This window comes from Billgrantia ethanolica (genome assembly GCF_021404305.1).
GTDB lineage: Bacteria > Pseudomonadota > Gammaproteobacteria > Pseudomonadales > Halomonadaceae > Halomonas > Halomonas ethanolica.
This window is the reverse complement of record NZ_JABFTX010000001.1, coordinates 1163407-1179456: the sequence shown is the minus strand read 5'-3', so window position 1 is coordinate 1179456 and position 16050 is coordinate 1163407. Positions and strand designations below refer to the sequence as shown.

Here is a 16050-nt window from a genome sequence, read left to right as displayed (position 1 = left end):
GCGTGGTGGAACGTAGCAACTCGAGCGTAGTGCCGAACGAAGCGCGAATCCTGATCGTCGGCCTGGGGCTGATCGGCGGCTCGCTGGCCGCCGCGCTTCGTTCCGCCGGCTTCGGGGCGACTAAAGAGGGCGCCTCCGGCTTTGCGGGAGCACCCACCGGCGGCTTCGGGCCGGTTGAAATAGCCGCGTGTGATCCGGATGCCAACGAAATCGCCCGCGGCATCGAGATGGGCCTTATCGACCACGGCGATACCCGGCTCGCGTCGCTGGTGCAAGGCGCTACCCTAATCGTACTGGCGGTGCCGGTACTGGCCATGCGCAGCGTGATGCAGGAGCTCGCCGAGCTGCTGCCGCGAGAGGCGTTGAGCGGTGCGGCGCCGCGGGTGGTGATCACCGACGTCGGCAGCACCAAGGCGGCGGTGCGTGACTGCGCGCTGGCGGCCTTCGGCGAGCTGCCTGCGGGGCTGGTGTTGGGGCACCCCATTGCCGGCTCGGAGAAGAGCGGGGTAGCGGCCTCGAACCCGCAGCTCTACGTCAGGCACAAGGTGATCCTCACCCCGACCCGCGAGACCGCCCCGGCCGCCGTGGCCCGGGTGCAGACGCTGTGGCGTGCCTGCGGTGCCGAAGTGCTGGAGATGGACGTGGAGCGCCACGACCAGGTATTGGCGCGCACCAGTCACCTGCCGCACCTGCTCGCCTTCTCGCTGGTGGATACCCTGGCGCGCCAGGACGAACGGTTGGAGATCTTCCGCTACGCCGCCGGCGGCTTTCGCGACTTCACCCGCATCGCCGGCAGCGATCCGGTCATGTGGCGCGACATCTTCACCGCCAACCGCGACGCCGTGCTGGCCTCCCTCGACGACTTCGAGGCCGGTCTGGGCCGGCTGCGCCAGGCCGTTGAAGCGGGCGACGGTGATGCTATGCTCTCCATCTTCGACCGTGCCAGCCATGCACGACATTACTTCGACTCTCTCCTGAACCAGACCAGTTATCAGGTGGAATACCAGATGCAACAACAAGGCAAGCTCACCTTCCGGGCCGCGCCCGGTGGCCGCGTGGCCGGGCGCATCCGCGTACCGGGCGACAAGTCGATCTCCCATCGTTCGATCATGCTGGGCGCCCTGGCAGAAGGCGTGACCGAAGTGAAGGGCTTTCTGGAAGGGGAGGACAGCCTCGCCACCCTGCAGGCGTTCCGCGAGATGGGCGTGGCCATCGAAGGGCCGCACCAGGGGCGCGTTACCGTGCACGGCGTTGGCATGCACGGGCTCAAGGCCCCGGCCGGGCCGCTCTACGTGGGTAACGCCGGTACCGCCATGCGCCTGTTCGCCGGGCTGCTGGCGGGCCAGGCCTTCGACACCGAGCTGATCGGCGACGCCTCGCTGACCAAACGCCCCATGGGTCGCGTGGCCGACCCGCTGCGTGTCATGGGCGCGAAGATCGACACCGCCGAGGGCGGCCGTCCGCCGCTGAAGATCCACGGTGGCCAGAAGCTCAAAGGCATCAACTATGACATGCCCATGGCCAGCGCCCAGGTGAAATCGTGCCTGCTGCTCGCCGGGCTCTATGCCGAGGGCGAGACCCGCGTGCGCGAACCGGCACCCACCCGCGACCACACCGAGCGTATGCTCGCCGGTTTCGGCTATGAAGTGCATCGCGAAGGCGACACCTGCTGGCTCACCGGCGGCGGCAAGCTCACCGCCGCCCCCATCGACGTGCCCTCCGACATCTCCTCGGCTACCTTTTTCCTGGTGGCGGCGGCGATCACCCCGGGCTCCAACCTGATACTCGAGCACGTGGGCATCAACCCCACGCGCATCGGCGTGATCAACATCCTCAAGCTGATGGGGGCCGACCTGCACCTCACCAACGAGCGTGAGGTGGGCGGCGAGCCGGTGGCCGATCTGCACATCCGCTACGCGCCGCTCAAGGGTATCGACATTCCCCTCGATCAGGTGCCGCTGGCCATCGACGAGTTCCCGGCGCTGTTCGTCGCCGCCGCCTGCGCCACCGGCACCACGCGGCTGCGTGGGGCCGAGGAGCTGCGGGTCAAGGAGTCCGACCGCATCCAGGCCATGGCCGACGGTCTGGCGACACTGGGTGTCGAACACACCGTGCTCGAAGATGGCATCGACATCGTCGGCGCCGGCGACCGTGAAGTCGCCTACGGCGGCGGGCGCATCGACAGCCTGGGTGACCACCGCATCGCCATGTCATTCGTGGTGGCCTCGCTGCGGGCCGGCGAGGAGATCGTCATCGACGACTGTGCCAACGTGGCAACCTCGTTCCCCGGCTTCACCGAGCTGGCGCGAACGGTCGGCCTGCACGTCGAAGAAGAGGACGCCGGAACTACAGAGGAAAAAGCATGAGCGAAACGGCCAAGGTGCTGACCCTCGATGGCCCCGGTGGTGCCGGCAAGGGCACCATCAGCCGTCTGGTCGCCGAGCGCCTGGGCTGGCATCTGCTAGACAGCGGTGCGCTGTATCGGCTGACCGCGCTGGCGGCCCAGCGCCACGGCGTGGCACTGGATGACGAAGCCGAGCTGGAGCGGGTGGCTGCCAGCCTTGACGTGGTGTTCGTCGCCGAGGCGGAGAGCACCCGCGTGCTGCTTGAAGGCGACGACGTCAGCCGCGAGATCCGCACCGAGCAGGTGGGCGACGCCGCCTCTCAGGTGGCGGCATTGAATGGCGTGCGCCAGGCGTTGCTGCAGCGTCAGCGCGACTTCCGTCAGGCCCCCGGCCTGGTGGCCGACGGCCGTGACATGGGCACCGTGGTTTTCCCCGATGCCGAGCTGAAGGTTTTCCTCACCGCGAGCCCCGAGGAGCGGGCGCGCAGGCGCCACCTTCAGTTGCAGGAGGCGGGGGTCAGTGCTAGTCTATCGAGTCTTTTGAAGGAAATTCAGGCACGCGATGCACGCGACATGCAGCGCAGCGTGGCTCCACTCAAGCCGGCCGATGACGCCATAACGCTTGATACCACGAGCCTGAGTATACCGGAAGTGGTGGAACGGTTGACGGAGTGGCTGGCCCAGCGTGGCCTCGTCCCCGAGACTTGATCTCCCTTGCGGCGCCCTCGAACGGATGTCATGGCATGGTCGGGCACTAAATTCTTGCAAGCCCGGCCAGGTCCAACCAGCGCTAACATCCTCGGGGGTTTGGTAAATAAGGCCCGCACTCGCTGGTGGTGCGGAGAAGGCGGCAACGCCTCAACACCGTTGATCACGTAGGAAAATCATGAGCGAAAGCTTTGCTGAACTGTTTGAACAGTCACTGCAGGACATCAACATGGAGCCGGGCGCCATCGTCACGGCTACCGTCGTCGACATCGAAGGTGACTGGGTCACCGTCAATGCCGGCCTGAAGTCTGAAGGACAGATTCCCGCGGCGCAGTTCCGCGACGATAACGGCGAGCTCACCATCGCCGTCGGCGACGAAGTCAGCGTTGCCCTGGAAGCCGTCGAAGACGGTTTCGGCGAGACCCGTCTGTCTCGCGAGAAGGCCAAGCGCGCCGAGGCGTGGAAGATTCTGGAAGCGGCCTTCGAGAAAGAAGAAATCGTCAAGGGCGTGATCAACGGCAAGGTCAAGGGCGGCTTCACCGTCGACATCGACTCCATCCGTGCCTTCCTCCCGGGTTCTCTGGTCGACGTGCGCCCGGTGCGCGACACCACGCACCTCGAGCACAAAGAACTCGACTTCAAGGTCATCAAGCTCGACCCGAAGCGCAACAACGTGGTCGTTTCCCGCCGCGCCGTACTCGAAGCCGAGAACAGCGCCGAGCGTGAAGCTCTGCTCGCCACCCTGCAGGAAGGCCAGCAGATCGTCGGTATCGTCAAGAACCTCACCGACTACGGCGCCTTCGTCGACCTGGGCGGCGTCGATGGCCTGCTGCACATCACCGACATGGCTTGGAAGCGCATCAAGCATCCGAGCGAAATCGTTGCCGTGGGCGACGAGATCAACGTCAAGGTGCTGAAGTTCGACCGCGAGCGCAACCGCGTCTCCCTGGGTCTGAAGCAGCTGGGCGAAGATCCGTGGGTCAGCATCACCGAGCGTTACCCCGAGGGTACCGTCGTTCAGGCCCGCGTTACCAACCTCACCGACTACGGCTGCTTCGCCGAGCTGGAAGAGGGTGTCGAAGGTCTGGTTCACGTCTCCGAGATGGACTGGACCAACAAGAACATCCACCCGTCCAAAGTCGTCAACATCGGCGACGAAGTGGATGTCATGATCCTCGACATCGACGAAGAGCGTCGTCGTATCTCCCTGGGTATCAAGCAGTGCACCGCGAACCCGTGGGAAACCTTCAACGCCCAGTACAACAAGGGCGACCGCGTTGCCGGTACCATCAAGTCGATCACCGACTTCGGTATCTTCATCGGTCTGGAAGGCGGTATCGACGGTCTGGTTCACCTCTCCGACCTTTCCTGGTCCGAGACTGGCGAAGAAGCCGTGCGCCGCTTCAAGAAGGGCGACGAAGCCGAAGCCGTCATTCTCTCCATCGACCCGGAGCGTGAGCGCATTTCGCTTGGCATCAAGCAGCTCGATTCCGACCCGGTGGCCGAGTACCTGTCCGTCAACGACAAGGGCTCCATCGTCTCCGGTCGCGTGATCGAAGTCGACGCCAAGGAAGCTCACGTCGAGCTGGCCACTGACGTCGTCGCCGTGCTCAAGGCTTCCGAGATCAGCGCCGACCGCGTGGAAGACGCGCGCAACGTGCTGAGCGAAGGCGACACCGTCGAAGCCCGCATCGTCAACGTCGATCGCAAGAACCGCGCGATCAACCTGTCGATCAAGGCCAAGGACCAGGACGACACTCGTCAGAACCTGAAGAAACTGCGCGAGCAGGAAGTCGAGAGCGGTGGCCCGACCACCATCGGCGACCTGATCAAGCAGCAGATGGGTCAGGACTGATCGTCCCTCGGGCTCCGCTCGCGGAGCCCGAACCTGGCTCTCGTAGCTAGCAAAGACGCCACCCTAGGGTGGCGTTTTTGCGTCTGCGATAGAGATTTGTGGCTCACAGATGGTAATGTATAACGCCTTGCGTTATATAACGCAAGGCGTTATACTTCCGTGCAAGAGAGGATGCCTAATGATCAAGAGCTTCAAGGACAAGGCTGCCGCCACGATTGCAGATGGCAAGGTGGCTCGCAAGCTGCCGCAGGATATGCAGCGTAATGCCTTGAAGAAGCTCCGTCAGCTTGATGCCGCTGGCGCACTTGATGATCTTCGTATCCCACCGGGTAACCGGCTTGAGCCGCTACGCGGTGACCGAGAAGGTCAATACAGCATTCGCATCAACGACCAGTGGCGCATCTGCTTTCGATTCGAAGCCGGCAATGCCTACGATGTCGAAATCGTCGATTACCACTGAGGAGGTGGACCATGACCGAACGTCTACCCAATATCCATCCGGGAGAAATTCTATTGGAGGATTTCATCGAGCCGATGGGACTGACCAAAAATGCCTTGGCTACCGCCCTTGGGGTGCCTGCGACACGCATTGGAGAAATCACCCGAGGTGCGCGTTCCGTCACGGCTGATACCGATCTTCGCCTATCCCGTTTCTTCGGCACCAGCGAAGGCTACTGGCTGCGGCTGCAGAACGCATACGATCTGGAAGAGGCGAAGCGGGGGCACGAGTACGCGGGAATCAAGCCGCATGCAGCTTGAATTCCCGCCCGATACTTTAGGTCCCGTTGTTCCCTCAGATCTCGGTAGAGTGTCGCGCACTCTTCAAGCGCTATAGAAGTCCATGAACTTCACGGGCTGAGCTTCCTCGATCACCTCGGCCCAAAGATCGTACTCGTCGGCGTTGGTGACGCGAGCGCACACCACGTCGCCGGGGCGCAGGGTGCGTTTGGATTCCAGGAACACCATGCCGTCGATCTCGGGGGCATCCGCTTCGCTGCGGCCAATGGGGCCGTCCTCGTCGACCTCATCCACCAGCACCTCGATCTCGCGGCCGATCTTGCGCTCCAGGCGAGCGGCGGAAATCAGCTGCTGGTGCGCCATGAAGCGCTCCCAGCGCTCCTGCTTCACCTCGTCCGGCACCGGCTCCAGGCCCAGCTCGTTGGCCGGTGCGCCATCCACCGGGGAGTACTGGAAGCAGCCCACGCGATCTAGCTGCGCTTCGCTCAGCCAGTCGAGCAGGTACTGGAAGTCCTCTTCCGTCTCGCCGGGGAAGCCGACGATGAAGGTGGAGCGGATGGTCAACTCGGGGCAGATCTCACGCCAGCGCTTGATGCGGGCCAGGGTCTTGTCCTCGAAGGCGGGGCGCTTCATCGCCTTGAGCACCTTGGGGCTGGCGTGCTGGAAGGGGATGTCCAGGTAGGGCAGGATCTTGCCCTCGGCCATCAGCGGAATCAGCTCGTCCACATGGGGGTAGGGGTACACGTAGTGCAGCCGCACACGAATGCCCAGCTCCGAGAGCGCCTCGCACAGCTCGGTGAGGCGCGTCTTGACCTCCCGGCCACGCCACTCGCTCGGTGCATAGCGCAGGTCCAGGCCGTAGGCGCTGGTGTCCTGGGAGATCACCAGCAACTCCTTCACGCCGGCCTTGGCCAGGCCCTCGGCCTCGCGCAGCACGTCGCCCACCGGGCGGCTTACCAGCTTGCCACGCATGGAAGGGATGATGCAGAAGCTGCAGCTGTGGTTGCAGCCTTCGGAGATCTTCAGGTAAGCGTAGTGGCGCGGGGTGAGCTTCACGCCCTGGGCCGGCACCAGATCGATATGCGGGTCGTGCTGATGCTGGTGCGGGGCCGCCTCGTGCACGGCGCCCACCACGCGCTCGTACTGCTGTGGGCCGGTCACGGCCAACACGCTGGGGTGAACGTCGCGAATCGCCCCTTCATCCACGCCCATGCAGCCGGTGACGATCACCTTGCCGTTCTCGGCGATCGCCTCGCCGATGGCATCCAGCGATTCGGCCTTGGCGCTGTCGATGAAGCCGCAGGTATTGACCACCACCACGTCGGCGTCGTCATAGCTGGGTACGATCTCGTAGCCGTCGGTGCGAAGCTGGGTCAGGATGCGCTCGGAATCCACCAGCGCCTTGGGGCAGCCCAGTGAGACGAAACCGACCTTGGGTGTGGACATGTACTACCTCAGTGGAAAAATGAAAGGCAAATGCCTGCGCGAGCTGAATCGCTGTGTTCAGATATTGACGAATCGCTGAGCGCATCCGAACCGATGCCTGCATAACCGAAGATTAGCTATCTTAGTTAGCTAACATGCGGCAGGACGGGTAACCTGCAACGTGAAGGTGAAGCATTTTAGCGTCGTAGAGCAGTATAGGGAACCGCATGGCCACCATCGAACACAGTGCAATTCTCCCGGCGCCACCGGAGCGGGTCTTTGCCCTGCTCGAGCGGGTCGAGGATTTCGTCGACTACTCCGATCTGATCAAGCAGATCGAACCCCTCGGCGGCCAGCGCTACCGCTGGCATGTGCATGCCGTCGGCATGGACTGGACCTTCGACGTGGCCATCACCGAGAATCGGCCGCCCGAGGTGCTGGCGTGGGAATCGGTGGAAGGGGTGCACAATGAAGGCTGCTATCGCCTCAGCCCGGTGGAAGCGGGCACCGAGGTCTCCTTCACGCTCAGCTATACACTGCGCAATCGGCTGGTCGAGAAGGCCGTGACCAAGGCCGCCAAGCCGCTCGTCAGCAAGGTCAGCCGGCAGATCCTCGAGCGAGTGGAGGAGCGGCTGTAGGCGCTCGTGCGTTGCGTGAAAAAGTTGGCGTAAAAAGTTAGTCAGCTATCTTTTTCTTTTCTCGGAGTAGGACTACACTCGTCTTGACGAGGCCCGTCGGCCTCAGCGAGGAAACCAGCGTGAGCGTTATCAAGGGGTTTATGTGGTGCCTGGCGGTGCTGTTCGCCCAACTCGGGCTGCTGCGCTATATCGACCTGCGGGTTGCCACCATGCAGCGGCTGCAAGAGCCGCCGCTGGAGCCTGCCGAGGGCTCGGTAGCGCCTCAGTTGGAGACGCCGGAGACGAAGGGCGAGCTCGACGCCTAGGTCACATGGCTTGACCCACTTTCCACCCTGGCCCGGACGCCTGGGGCGCCGGCAAGGCACTCGGAAGTGACCTCTAAGCACGGGCATGGCACCATTGGCGCAAACCGAATGGAAGCTAGCCGATGCCGAACGACTCGTCACTTCGCCGCCGCTGGCGCTGGGTTGCCGTGGGGGCCAGTGCCACCATGGCTGCCTATGTCTGGTTCTGGCACTCGCCGGATCTCACTGCCGTACGACACTGGGTCGAACAGACCTCACATCATCCGCTGGTGGTCATCGGCGTCATGCTGACCATGGCCGTGACGCTGGCCGTCGGGTTGCCGGGCAGCATCGGGTTGTGGCTCATCGCGCCTTTCTATCCTCCACACATTGCCACCCCGATGCTCATCCTCGGTAGCGTCAGCGGAGCGCTGGGGGCCTACTACCTGGCGGCTCGGGTCGGCAAACGCTGGAACCCGGAAGGCTTGACCCGCAAGATCATGGAAATGCTCAGCAAGCGCGGCGACCTGCTCACCCAGTGCGCTCTGCGAGTGCTGCCCGGGTTCCCGCATTCAGTGATCAACTACGCCGCCGGGCTCTGCCGTTTGCCGCTCTCCACCTTCGTCATGGCCGCTGCCCTGGGGTTGGGCATCAAGTGGGCGGTCTATGCCAGCGCCATTCACAGCGGCCTGCAGGCCGTCTCCCGGGGCGACGACTTCATTACCCTCGATCTGATCCTGCCTCTCATCGCCCTGGCGTTGCTGCTGCTCATCGGTGCCTGGATGAGGAGGCGGGTAGAGGAGAACAAGGAGATATAGGCGGGGCTAGGATATCCAGGGGAAAATTAGGGCGTTACGATCAGCGGCAGCGGCACCCGCGCAATCAACTCCGGGTCCTCATTGAGCAGCCTCTGCAGCTCGCCGCGGCGGAGCAGCAGGCCGCCGGCACTGGCATGAGCCAGGTTCCGCTCCAGCTCGCGGGCATGGCTGATGGGCAGCGGGGCGCCGCCCTCGAACAGCGCCGCCAGCCACTCCGCCATCGCCGGTGGTGCTTCGTTCTCCCCGGCTGCCGGTTTCAGCCAGCGCAGCGGCCCGCGTTTGAAGGGGTGGCGTTCGTCCCACAGCAGTACCGTGCATGGCGCTTCCAGAATCAAGCGGCGGCTGGTGGAGCCCAGCCGGGTACCCCAGCGCTCCGTCGTGCCGGCCTTGCCCAGCACCAGTACGTCTTCAGGTGCCGCCATGGTCAGAGCGGCAGCGGCCACCTGCCCGCGAGTGACCTCCAGGCGATGACGCAGGCTGCGTCCGGCCACGGCGCCGGCGAGGGCCTGATGCACGCGCTGCAGTTGGCGGGCAATGCTCGCTTCCAGCGAATCGTGGGTGAGCGGGCGCGACAAGCCCGACTGGGCGCCGATCTCGCAGGAGAAGGGGAAGGCCGCGCAGCTCAGCAGATCCATGTCTTCCACGTAGAGCGCCACCAGTTCGGCATGCCGCAGGCTGGCCAGATCCACCGCGGCGGAAAGTGCCGCCAGGCTGTGGCGCGAGGCATCGAGCAGGGCCAGTACCCGGGCCGCCTCCAGAGCGGTTCCGTTCTCGCTTACCTGCCCGCCGTGGGGAAGCGTATCCTCAGTCGTCATCGCCGGGTACCTCACTGTCTGGGTCGCCTTCCTTGTCTTCGTTCTCATCCCCGTTCTTGCTGCCGTTCTTGGCCTTGTCAGTGGTATTTTCGTCTGCGGAATTTTCGTCGCTGGCAGCGCGTTTCTTGACTGCACGATGGAAGGCTTCGAGCCGTTCGACCACCTTGCCGTTCAGGCTCTCGGCAGGATAGTTGCCGTCAGCGTCACGCTCCCCCGGGTCCATGCCGGTGAGCAGTTCCAGTGCCTCATCAAGGGTCTCGATGGCGTAGATATGGAAGTCGCCGGCAGCGACGGCATCGCGCACCGCCTGCTTGAGCATCAATTGCTCCACGTTGGTGGCGGGCAGCAGCACGCCATGGCCTTTTACGCCGCCACGCGCCTGGCAGATATCGAAAAACCCTTCGATCTTCTCGTTGACCCCGCCCACGGCCTGTACCCGCCCATGCTGATCGATGGAGCCGGTGACGGCAAAGCGCTGTTCGATTCCCACTCGGGCGATGGCCGAGATCAACACGCATGCCTCGGCCACCGAGGCGCTGTCGCCCTCGATGCCGCCATAGGATTGCTCGAAGGCCAGGCTGGCCGATAGTGACAGCGGCGCATCCGGCGCATAGCGACTGGCCAGGCAGCGCGACAGTATCATCACCGCCTTGGAGTGAATGCGCCCACCGAGACGCGCCTCGCGCTCGATGTCCACCACATGGCCGGGCCCGGGGCGTGCCGTAGCCGTGATCCGCGTGGGCTGGCCGAAGGCGTAGTCGCCCAGGCTCATCACCGAAAGCCCGTTGACCTGGCCGACCACCGAGCCCTCGAGCTGGATCGCCACCGTGCCGCGGGCAATCGCCTCGTGGCTGCGCTCGTGAATGCGGCTGGCCCGCCACAGCTGCTGCTCCACCGCCTTGTCGACATGGGCGCGGGAAATCGTCTGAGCGCCGTCACGTTCTGCCCAGTGGTCGGCCTCCTCCAGCAGATCGCTCAGGGCGCGATGGCGTGCAGTCAGCTTGGCCTGGTCGTCGGCCAGGCGGCTGGCGCGTTCGATCACTGCCGCCACACCGCTGCGATCCAGTGGGCGCAGGGCCGATTCCCGAGCCAGGGTGGCCACCATGCGGGCATAGAGCGGTTGGTTGCCATGGTTGCGGTCCAGCTCGTCTTCCAGGTCCGCCTGCACCTTGAACAGCTCCAGAAAGTCGGGGTCATGCTCGCACAGCAGGTAATAGAACAGGCGCTCGCCGAGCAGCACCACCTTGAGATCCAGGGGCACCGGTTCGGGTTCGAGCGTCGTGGTGCTGATCAGGCCGTAGGCCTGCTCCAGCGACTCCGTGCGTATCTCGCCGGCGCGCAGCACGCGCTTCAGGGTTTCCCAGGCGCCGGCATGCATCAGCAACGCGCGTACGTCGACCACCAGATAGCCGCCGTTGGCCCGATGCAGGCCACCGGCACGGATCAGTGAATAATCCGTGACCAGCGTGCCGTTGTGTACGTGATGCTCGATGCGCCCCACCAGATGCTGATGCGTAGGCAGGTCGAGATACACCACGGGAGCACCGTCGCAATTGGTGTTATCGACGATCAGATTGATATGAAAGCGACTGAAGATCGCCTCCGGTGGAATGTCCGGATCCTCGGCAACGAACGCATCCACGTGCAGCACCATCGCATCGCGCAGCGCCATGAGATGGTTCAGGATGCCATCGTGGTCGGCATAGCGCTCTTCCAGTTCGGCCAGCGGGGCGTCGATGGCGGTTTGCAGCATCTCCTGGTTGAGTGCAGTGATCTGCTCGCGCAGCTGCTTGGCCAGGCGCGGCATCTGGCGAATGGCCTGGGAAAGCTTCTTCTGCAGCACTTGAACCGTGCCTTCGATGCGCTCGCGTTCGTCGCGCGGAAGTTGCTCGAACGCTTCGGGCGACATCATCTTTTCGTTGGCGGCGGCTGGGGCGAAGGTGAAGCCGTTGGGCGTGGAGAGCAGCAGGATGTCGTGCTCACGTGCCTCACGGCGCACACCCTCCACGGCATCCCGCTGGCGCTCGCCCATGGCCTGTTTCAGCTCGTGCAGGCGGTTCTGATACTCGTCGCCCTCGAACACCGCGGGAATGGCGGTGCGCAGCTCCTCGGCCAACTGCTCGATGTCCGCGCGCAGCACGCGGCCCATGCCGGTCGGCAGCAGCAGATGCAGCGGCTGGGAAGGCTCCTCGAAATTGTAGCGGTAGGCGATATCCGGCGGCGTAGGCTCGTCGTGGGAGCGCTCGGCGAGAAAGCGCCCCACCAGCTGATGCTTGCCGTGGCCCGGATCGCCCAGCACATAGAGGTTGAACCCTTCGCTGCGCATGGAGGTGCCGAAATCCAGTGCGTCGCGGGCGCGGTCGTGGCCGCTCAGCATGTCCAGCGACTCCAGCTCGCTGGTCACCTCGAAATCGAAGACGTCTTCCGGGCAGGCGCGATAGATCTGCGCGACGTTCAGAGGGTGGGGCACCGGATTTTCTCCTTTTCTAATACATATCAGTATGGAGGAGCTGAACGGAAAGTGCATGATGCGGGTCAAGTACTGACTGAGCGAGGAGGAATGAGCCGAAACAAGCTTGCACTCAGGCGCCAGTCAGCCGAGGCTGTAACGAAACATGAGGAGCCGCCATGACGTTCACCTTCTGGTTCGAATTTGCCAGCACCTACTCCTATCCGGCTGCGATGAAGCTCGAGCATCTGGCGGCCGAGCGCGATATCGAGGTGCACTGGCAGCCGTTCCTGCTGGGGCCGATCTTCCAGGCCCAGGGCTGGAACGATACCCCCTTCAAGCTGTTCCCGGCCAAGGGGCGCTACATGTGGCGCGACATCGAGCGGCTATGCGAGCGCGACGGCATCCGCTTCCACCGGCCCTCGCAGTTTCCGCGCAGCGGCCTGCTGTCGGCACGCATCGTCAACTGGCACGCCCAGGAACCCTGGGTGCCGGCCTTCGTGCGCAGCGTGTACCGCGCCAACTTCGAGCACGACCAGGACATTTCCGACCCCGCGGTCATCGCCAACTGCCTGGCCGAGGTCAACCTCGACGCCGAGGTGTTGCTGAAGCAGAGCCAGCGGCCCGAGGTCAAGGAGTCGCTGCGCAAGGCCACCGAGCGAGCCCAGGAGCAGGGTATCTTCGGCGCACCGTTCTTCATGGCCGGCGACGAGCCCTTCTGGGGCTACGACCGTATGGAGCAGGCGCTCGACTGGTACGAAGCGCGCATGGATGAAGAAGAGTAAACCCATTGTCCAATCGATCCACATTGCCGTAGCACGGCAGTGTGGATCCCCTTAGGGATTAAGCCATGAACGCCAGTAAGATCTTGCAGCAACTCATGCAGCAAGCCGGTGGCCAGAGCGGTAACAAAAGCAGTGGTGGTGTGGATGTCAAAGGTATGCTCGAAGGTCTGTCTCGTCAGTTGGGAGGCGGTTCATCGGGCCAGGGTTCCACCGCTGAGAGCGGCCTGAATCTGGATATGAAGAGCCTGCTCAGTGGCGGGGCCCTGGGGCTGCTGGTCGGCTCCAAACGTGGGCGCAAGCTCGGCGGCAAGGCACTGAAATACGGCGCCGTTGCCGCGGTGGGGATGCTGGCTTGGAAAGCCTGGCAGAACTCGCAAGGGGCCAAGGGAGCGGCTGGCCAGTCGGTTGGCAGCAGTGCCGAGGGCAAGCCAGTCGAAGCGCTTGAAGGCGAGTACCAGGAGCGTCGCAGCCTCGAGCTGCTTCAGGCCATGATCATGGCCGCGCGCGCCGACGGCCATATCGACGCTCAGGAGCGCGAGCTCCTTGCCCAGCAGATCGATGCGCTAGGTGCCGACGACGAGCTGCATCGCTGGGTCGAGAGTCAGCTCACTGCTCCGCTGGATGCCGAGGCGCTGGCGCGCCAGGCCGACTCTCCTCAGGCCGCGCGCGAGATGTACCTCATCAGCGTAGCGGTGGTCGACGAACAGAACCCCATGGAGCGCGCCTGGCTCGACGAGCTGGCCGCTGCGCTGAGGCTTCAGCCCGAGCTGGTCGCAGAACTGGAGCATCAAGCCAAGCTGGCAGGTTAGGGCACGTCTGAGCGCGTATCAGCGGTAACGGTAGATCCTGAGGCTGGGCAGGTAGGGCGTATCTTCCAGTTTCTCGTCGCTGCGCCGGGCCCGGGTACGGCTCTGGGGCGGCGCGGCCGGCGGCAGGTTGTGGTCGGGCAGCCGGCCGCGCGGGGCAGGCAGGAACAGCGGCAGCGCCACGTTCATGGCACGGCGGGTGCGGCCGTCTTCCAACGGCTCGCAGTAGAACAGGTTGGCGCGCATCAGCGGTGCCTGGCTCTGCACCTGCGCCAACGGCTCGGCCGAGGGCAGGGCGGCCAGTTTGCGCAGCTGAATGCGCACGTGGGGGGCATCGGTATCCAGTGCCAGCAGTTTCTTCTCCACCTCGCGCACCGTCAGCCGCTTGATCGAGCGACCGCTCGAGTACCACGCCAGGCGCACCCGGGCCACCGGCGCTTCGGCGATGGGTATTGCCCGCCAGCACTGCTTCAAGTGCAGCCGGGCCAGGCCGCTGCCGCGCAGGTGGTCGTGCAGCTCGGGGTGGCGGAACGGCAGCACCGCCTTGGCCTCGGCCAGCAGGGGTGGGTGATGGTCGCGAATATGCGCAAGCCGGGCGGCAAAATCGGCCTTGGCGGCGTTGACCTCGGCCGCTGCGGCCATCAGGGCATCGTCGGCGGCCACCAGCCCCACATGGCTGCGTGTGGCGCGGCCGTCCTGACCATCGGCGTACCAGAAGTCGAGCAGGGCGCGACGCAACCACTCGGTGCTGGCCTCGGCCTGAAAGGCCCAGGCCTCGGCAGGTGAGGCCGCATAGGTCGCTACTAATGCCTCGCTGCACTCGATCAGCTTGTCAAAGGCGAGCTCCAGTTCGGCCAGCAGCCGATAGGTCGGCGCCGGGGCGAGCGTCACCGCTCGTCGCCTCGCTCGGCGCGGGCCAGCCACTCGTCGATATTGCTCTCGTCGAGCGCCGGCTCGCCGGCAATACGGTGCGACTCATCGGCCCAGGCACCCAGGTCGATCAGCTTGCAGCGCTCGCTGCAGAAGGGGCGGTAGGGGTTGCTCTCGCTCCATTCCACCTTTTTTCGGCATTGCGGGCAGGCGACGGTCAAGGGGCGTTGGTTGTGTTGGCTCATGAATCCAAAACGGTTGCTGGCTTTGCGCATAGTCTAGCCATCGGTGAGAGGTAAAGGCCAGCAGGCTTGTTGATCAGTGGCGTCGCTTGGCCTTGAGATAAACGTCGTTACGCTCTCGTTTACCCACTGCAATGACAATTACGACCAGCTCATCGCCTCGCACCTCATAGACAAGGCGAAAGCCTGCGCTACGGAGCTTGATCTTGTGGCGATTCTTACTGCCGGAGAGTTGGGCAGCCGGTCGGATAGGGTCATTCAGAATGGCTGCCAACTTCTTCTTGAACTGAGAGCGCACGCTATCATCGAGCTTGCGCCACTCCTTCAGAGCCTCTTCCCGAAAGCGAAGCTCAAAGCTCATCCAAGGTCACCGTGATCTCAGCCTGGGAGCTTCGTTCATCGGCGATCCGGTTCAGCTCGGCATCTTCCAACTTCTCCAGCAATTCTTCATATGCGGCCGCCGGGATGCAGTAGAAGGCGGGCTCGTTCCGGTTCAGAACGGCGACAGGAAAGCCCTCACCTGCGGCAACGGTAGCCATCGGGTTCTTTTTAAGTTCGGAGATGCTGGCTGTGGTGTTGGCAAGAATGGTATGGGGCATGATGGCCTCCTGATTCGCTATAAAGACCATTTTAAAGGTCTTTTAATAGGGCTTTCAAGAGGTCGCTAGCTCCCGATAGCGTCGGTCCAGTTCGGCCACCTGGGCGGCAAGGTCTGCTTCGCTACCGGTATTGTCGATCACATCGTCGGCGCGGGCCAGGCGTTCGCTACGCGGCATCTGGGCCGCCACGATGGCACGGGCCTGGGCGTCGTCGACGTCATCGCGGGAAGCGGTGCGGGCGATCTGCAGGCTTTCCGGCACGTCGATCACCAGGCAGCGGTCGGCCATCTCGCTCTGGCTCGACTCGAACAGCAGTGGAGAGACCAGCAGCACGTAGGGTGCGCCCTCGGCCTGTAGCCGCTCCAGGTGCGCGACGATACGCTGCCGGATGCGCGGGTGGGTCACCGACTCCAGCCAGCGGCGCTCGCCTTCATCGGCAAACACGATCTCGCGCAGGGCACGGCGGTTCAAGCTCCCGTCGGCCTGCAACACCCGCTCACCGTAGCGCCCGGCAATCTCGGTCAGTGCCGGCTCGCCGGGCTCCACCACCTCGCGAGCCACGTCGTCGGCATCCACCCACGGCACGCCCAGCGCCGCGAAGGCCCGCGCCACCGTGCTCTTGCCGGAAGCGATACCGCCCGTTACGCCAACGATCAAAACCACTCTCCCAATAG

General features: G+C 64.1%; 18 protein-coding genes. 10 read left to right on the top strand and 8 right to left on the bottom strand.

The genetic code is table 11. The annotated features are described in order from the left end of the window. The first annotated feature begins 2 nt into the window (after positions 1-2). The 5 genes from HOP53_RS05375 to HOP53_RS05355 all read left to right on the top strand — a co-directional run bounded on the left by HOP53_RS05375 (position 3) and on the right by HOP53_RS05355 (position 5666). Entirely contained in the window at positions 3-2366 is a 2364-nt protein-coding gene (locus HOP53_RS05375) for a bifunctional prephenate dehydrogenase/3-phosphoshikimate 1-carboxyvinyltransferase (RefSeq protein WP_234269054.1), read from the top strand. Next, positions 2363-3052, top strand: coding sequence for a (d)CMP kinase (cmk, locus tag HOP53_RS05370; protein ID WP_234269053.1), 690 nt, complete (start codon positions 2363-2365; stop codon positions 3050-3052). The genes HOP53_RS05375 and cmk overlap by 4 nt, the downstream gene beginning before the upstream one ends. Positions 3053-3230: 178 nt before the next feature. Continuing rightward, positions 3231-4907, top strand: a complete 1677-nt coding sequence (gene rpsA / locus HOP53_RS05365; protein ID WP_234269052.1) for a 30S ribosomal protein S1 — start codon at positions 3231-3233, stop codon at positions 4905-4907. 178 nt (positions 4908-5085) lie between these two features. Then, positions 5086-5367 (top strand): type II toxin-antitoxin system RelE/ParE family toxin, encoded by a 282-nt coding sequence (locus HOP53_RS05360; RefSeq protein ID WP_234269051.1) that lies wholly within the window; start codon positions 5086-5088, stop codon positions 5365-5367. A gap of 11 nt (positions 5368-5378) precedes the next feature. Then, positions 5379-5666, top strand: a complete 288-nt coding sequence (locus HOP53_RS05355; protein ID WP_234269050.1) for a HigA family addiction module antitoxin — start codon at positions 5379-5381, stop codon at positions 5664-5666. Between the two features lie 63 nt (positions 5667-5729). Here HOP53_RS05355 and rimO read toward each other — a convergent pair whose 3' ends face one another. Then, positions 5730-7091 (bottom strand): 30S ribosomal protein S12 methylthiotransferase RimO, encoded by a 1362-nt coding sequence (rimO, locus tag HOP53_RS05350; RefSeq protein WP_234269049.1) that lies wholly within the window; start codon positions 7089-7091, stop codon positions 5730-5732. A gap of 206 nt (positions 7092-7297) precedes the next feature. Between rimO and HOP53_RS05345 the strand changes: the two genes are divergently transcribed. The 3 genes from HOP53_RS05345 (at position 7298) to HOP53_RS05335 (ending at position 8810) form a co-directional block, all read left to right on the top strand. Then, on the top strand, positions 7298-7708 hold the full coding sequence (locus tag HOP53_RS05345; protein ID WP_234269048.1) for an SRPBCC family protein: 411 nt from the start codon (positions 7298-7300) through the stop codon (positions 7706-7708). Positions 7709-7827: 119 nt separating this feature from the next. Then, positions 7828-8013, top strand: a complete 186-nt coding sequence (locus tag HOP53_RS05340; protein WP_234269047.1) for a hypothetical protein — start codon at positions 7828-7830, stop codon at positions 8011-8013. Positions 8014-8135: 122 nt separating this feature from the next. Then, positions 8136-8810 carry a TVP38/TMEM64 family protein gene (locus tag HOP53_RS05335; RefSeq protein ID WP_234269046.1) on the top strand — a complete coding sequence of 225 codons (675 nt, stop codon included), beginning with the start codon at positions 8136-8138 and terminating at the stop codon, positions 8808-8810. Positions 8811-8836: 26 nt separating this feature from the next. Here HOP53_RS05335 and HOP53_RS05330 read toward each other — a convergent pair whose 3' ends face one another. Continuing rightward, entirely contained in the window at positions 8837-9625 is a 789-nt protein-coding gene (locus tag HOP53_RS05330; protein WP_234269045.1) for a universal stress protein, read from the bottom strand. Continuing rightward, entirely contained in the window at positions 9615-12095 is a 2481-nt protein-coding gene (locus tag HOP53_RS05325) for a Lon protease family protein (protein WP_234269044.1), read from the bottom strand. Before HOP53_RS05325 ends, HOP53_RS05330 begins: the two co-directional genes overlap by 11 nt. Before the next feature lie 158 nt (positions 12096-12253). Here HOP53_RS05325 and HOP53_RS05320 point away from each other — a divergent pair, with 158 nt between their 5' ends. Further along, on the top strand, positions 12254-12859 hold the full coding sequence (locus tag HOP53_RS05320; RefSeq protein WP_234269043.1) for a 2-hydroxychromene-2-carboxylate isomerase: 606 nt from the start codon (positions 12254-12256) through the stop codon (positions 12857-12859). Between the two features lie 65 nt (positions 12860-12924). Continuing rightward, positions 12925-13668 (top strand): tellurite resistance TerB family protein, encoded by a 744-nt coding sequence (locus tag HOP53_RS05315; protein ID WP_234269042.1) that lies wholly within the window; start codon positions 12925-12927, stop codon positions 13666-13668. Positions 13669-13686: 18 nt separating this feature from the next. Here the strand turns inward: HOP53_RS05315 and HOP53_RS05310 are convergent, their stop codons facing one another. From HOP53_RS05310 to coaE, 5 genes are all read right to left on the bottom strand, one after another. Further along, complete coding sequence (locus tag HOP53_RS05310) at positions 13687-14556, bottom strand: DNA replication terminus site-binding protein (RefSeq protein ID WP_234269041.1); 870 nt, start codon at positions 14554-14556, stop codon at positions 13687-13689. Beyond that, positions 14553-14780: a DNA gyrase inhibitor YacG gene (gene yacG, locus HOP53_RS05305; RefSeq protein ID WP_234240912.1), complete on the bottom strand. Its 228-nt coding sequence runs from the start codon at positions 14778-14780 to the stop codon at positions 14553-14555. The genes HOP53_RS05310 and yacG overlap by 4 nt, the downstream gene beginning before the upstream one ends. A 73-nt stretch (positions 14781-14853) precedes the next feature. Then, entirely contained in the window at positions 14854-15138 is a 285-nt protein-coding gene (locus tag HOP53_RS05300) for a type II toxin-antitoxin system RelE family toxin (protein ID WP_234269040.1), read from the bottom strand. After that, entirely contained in the window at positions 15128-15376 is a 249-nt protein-coding gene (locus HOP53_RS05295) for a type II toxin-antitoxin system Phd/YefM family antitoxin (RefSeq protein WP_086508920.1), read from the bottom strand. Before HOP53_RS05295 ends, HOP53_RS05300 begins: the two co-directional genes overlap by 11 nt. A 54-nt stretch (positions 15377-15430) precedes the next feature. Beyond that, entirely contained in the window at positions 15431-16033 is a 603-nt protein-coding gene (coaE, locus tag HOP53_RS05290; protein WP_234269039.1) for a dephospho-CoA kinase, read from the bottom strand. Positions 16034-16050: the final 17 nt, after the last annotated feature.

Bases quoted from the DNA above. Each gene is read 5' to 3' on its own strand.
- cmk (WP_234269053.1), top strand. From the start codon at position 2,363: ATGAGCGAAACGGCCAAGGTGCTGACCCTCGATGGCCCCGGTGGTGCC.
- rpsA (WP_234269052.1), top strand. From the start codon at position 3,231: ATGAGCGAAAGCTTTGCTGAACTGTTTGAACAGTCACTGCAGGACATC.
- HOP53_RS05360 (WP_234269051.1), top strand. From the start codon at position 5,086: ATGATCAAGAGCTTCAAGGACAAGGCTGCCGCCACGATTGCAGATGGC.
- HOP53_RS05355 (WP_234269050.1), top strand. From the start codon at position 5,379: ATGACCGAACGTCTACCCAATATCCATCCGGGAGAAATTCTATTGGAG.
- rimO (WP_234269049.1), bottom strand. From the start codon at position 7,091: ATGTCCACACCCAAGGTCGGTTTCGTCTCACTGGGCTGCCCCAAGGCG.
- HOP53_RS05345 (WP_234269048.1), top strand. From the start codon at position 7,298: ATGGCCACCATCGAACACAGTGCAATTCTCCCGGCGCCACCGGAGCGG.
- HOP53_RS05335 (WP_234269046.1), top strand. From the start codon at position 8,136: ATGCCGAACGACTCGTCACTTCGCCGCCGCTGGCGCTGGGTTGCCGTG.
- HOP53_RS05330 (WP_234269045.1), bottom strand. From the start codon at position 9,625: ATGACGACTGAGGATACGCTTCCCCACGGCGGGCAGGTAAGCGAGAAC.
- HOP53_RS05320 (WP_234269043.1), top strand. From the start codon at position 12,254: ATGACGTTCACCTTCTGGTTCGAATTTGCCAGCACCTACTCCTATCCG.
- HOP53_RS05315 (WP_234269042.1), top strand. From the start codon at position 12,925: ATGAACGCCAGTAAGATCTTGCAGCAACTCATGCAGCAAGCCGGTGGC.
- yacG (WP_234240912.1), bottom strand. From the start codon at position 14,780: ATGAGCCAACACAACCAACGCCCCTTGACCGTCGCCTGCCCGCAATGC.
- HOP53_RS05300 (WP_234269040.1), bottom strand. From the start codon at position 15,138: ATGAGCTTTGAGCTTCGCTTTCGGGAAGAGGCTCTGAAGGAGTGGCGC.
- HOP53_RS05295 (WP_086508920.1), bottom strand. From the start codon at position 15,376: ATGCCCCATACCATTCTTGCCAACACCACAGCCAGCATCTCCGAACTT.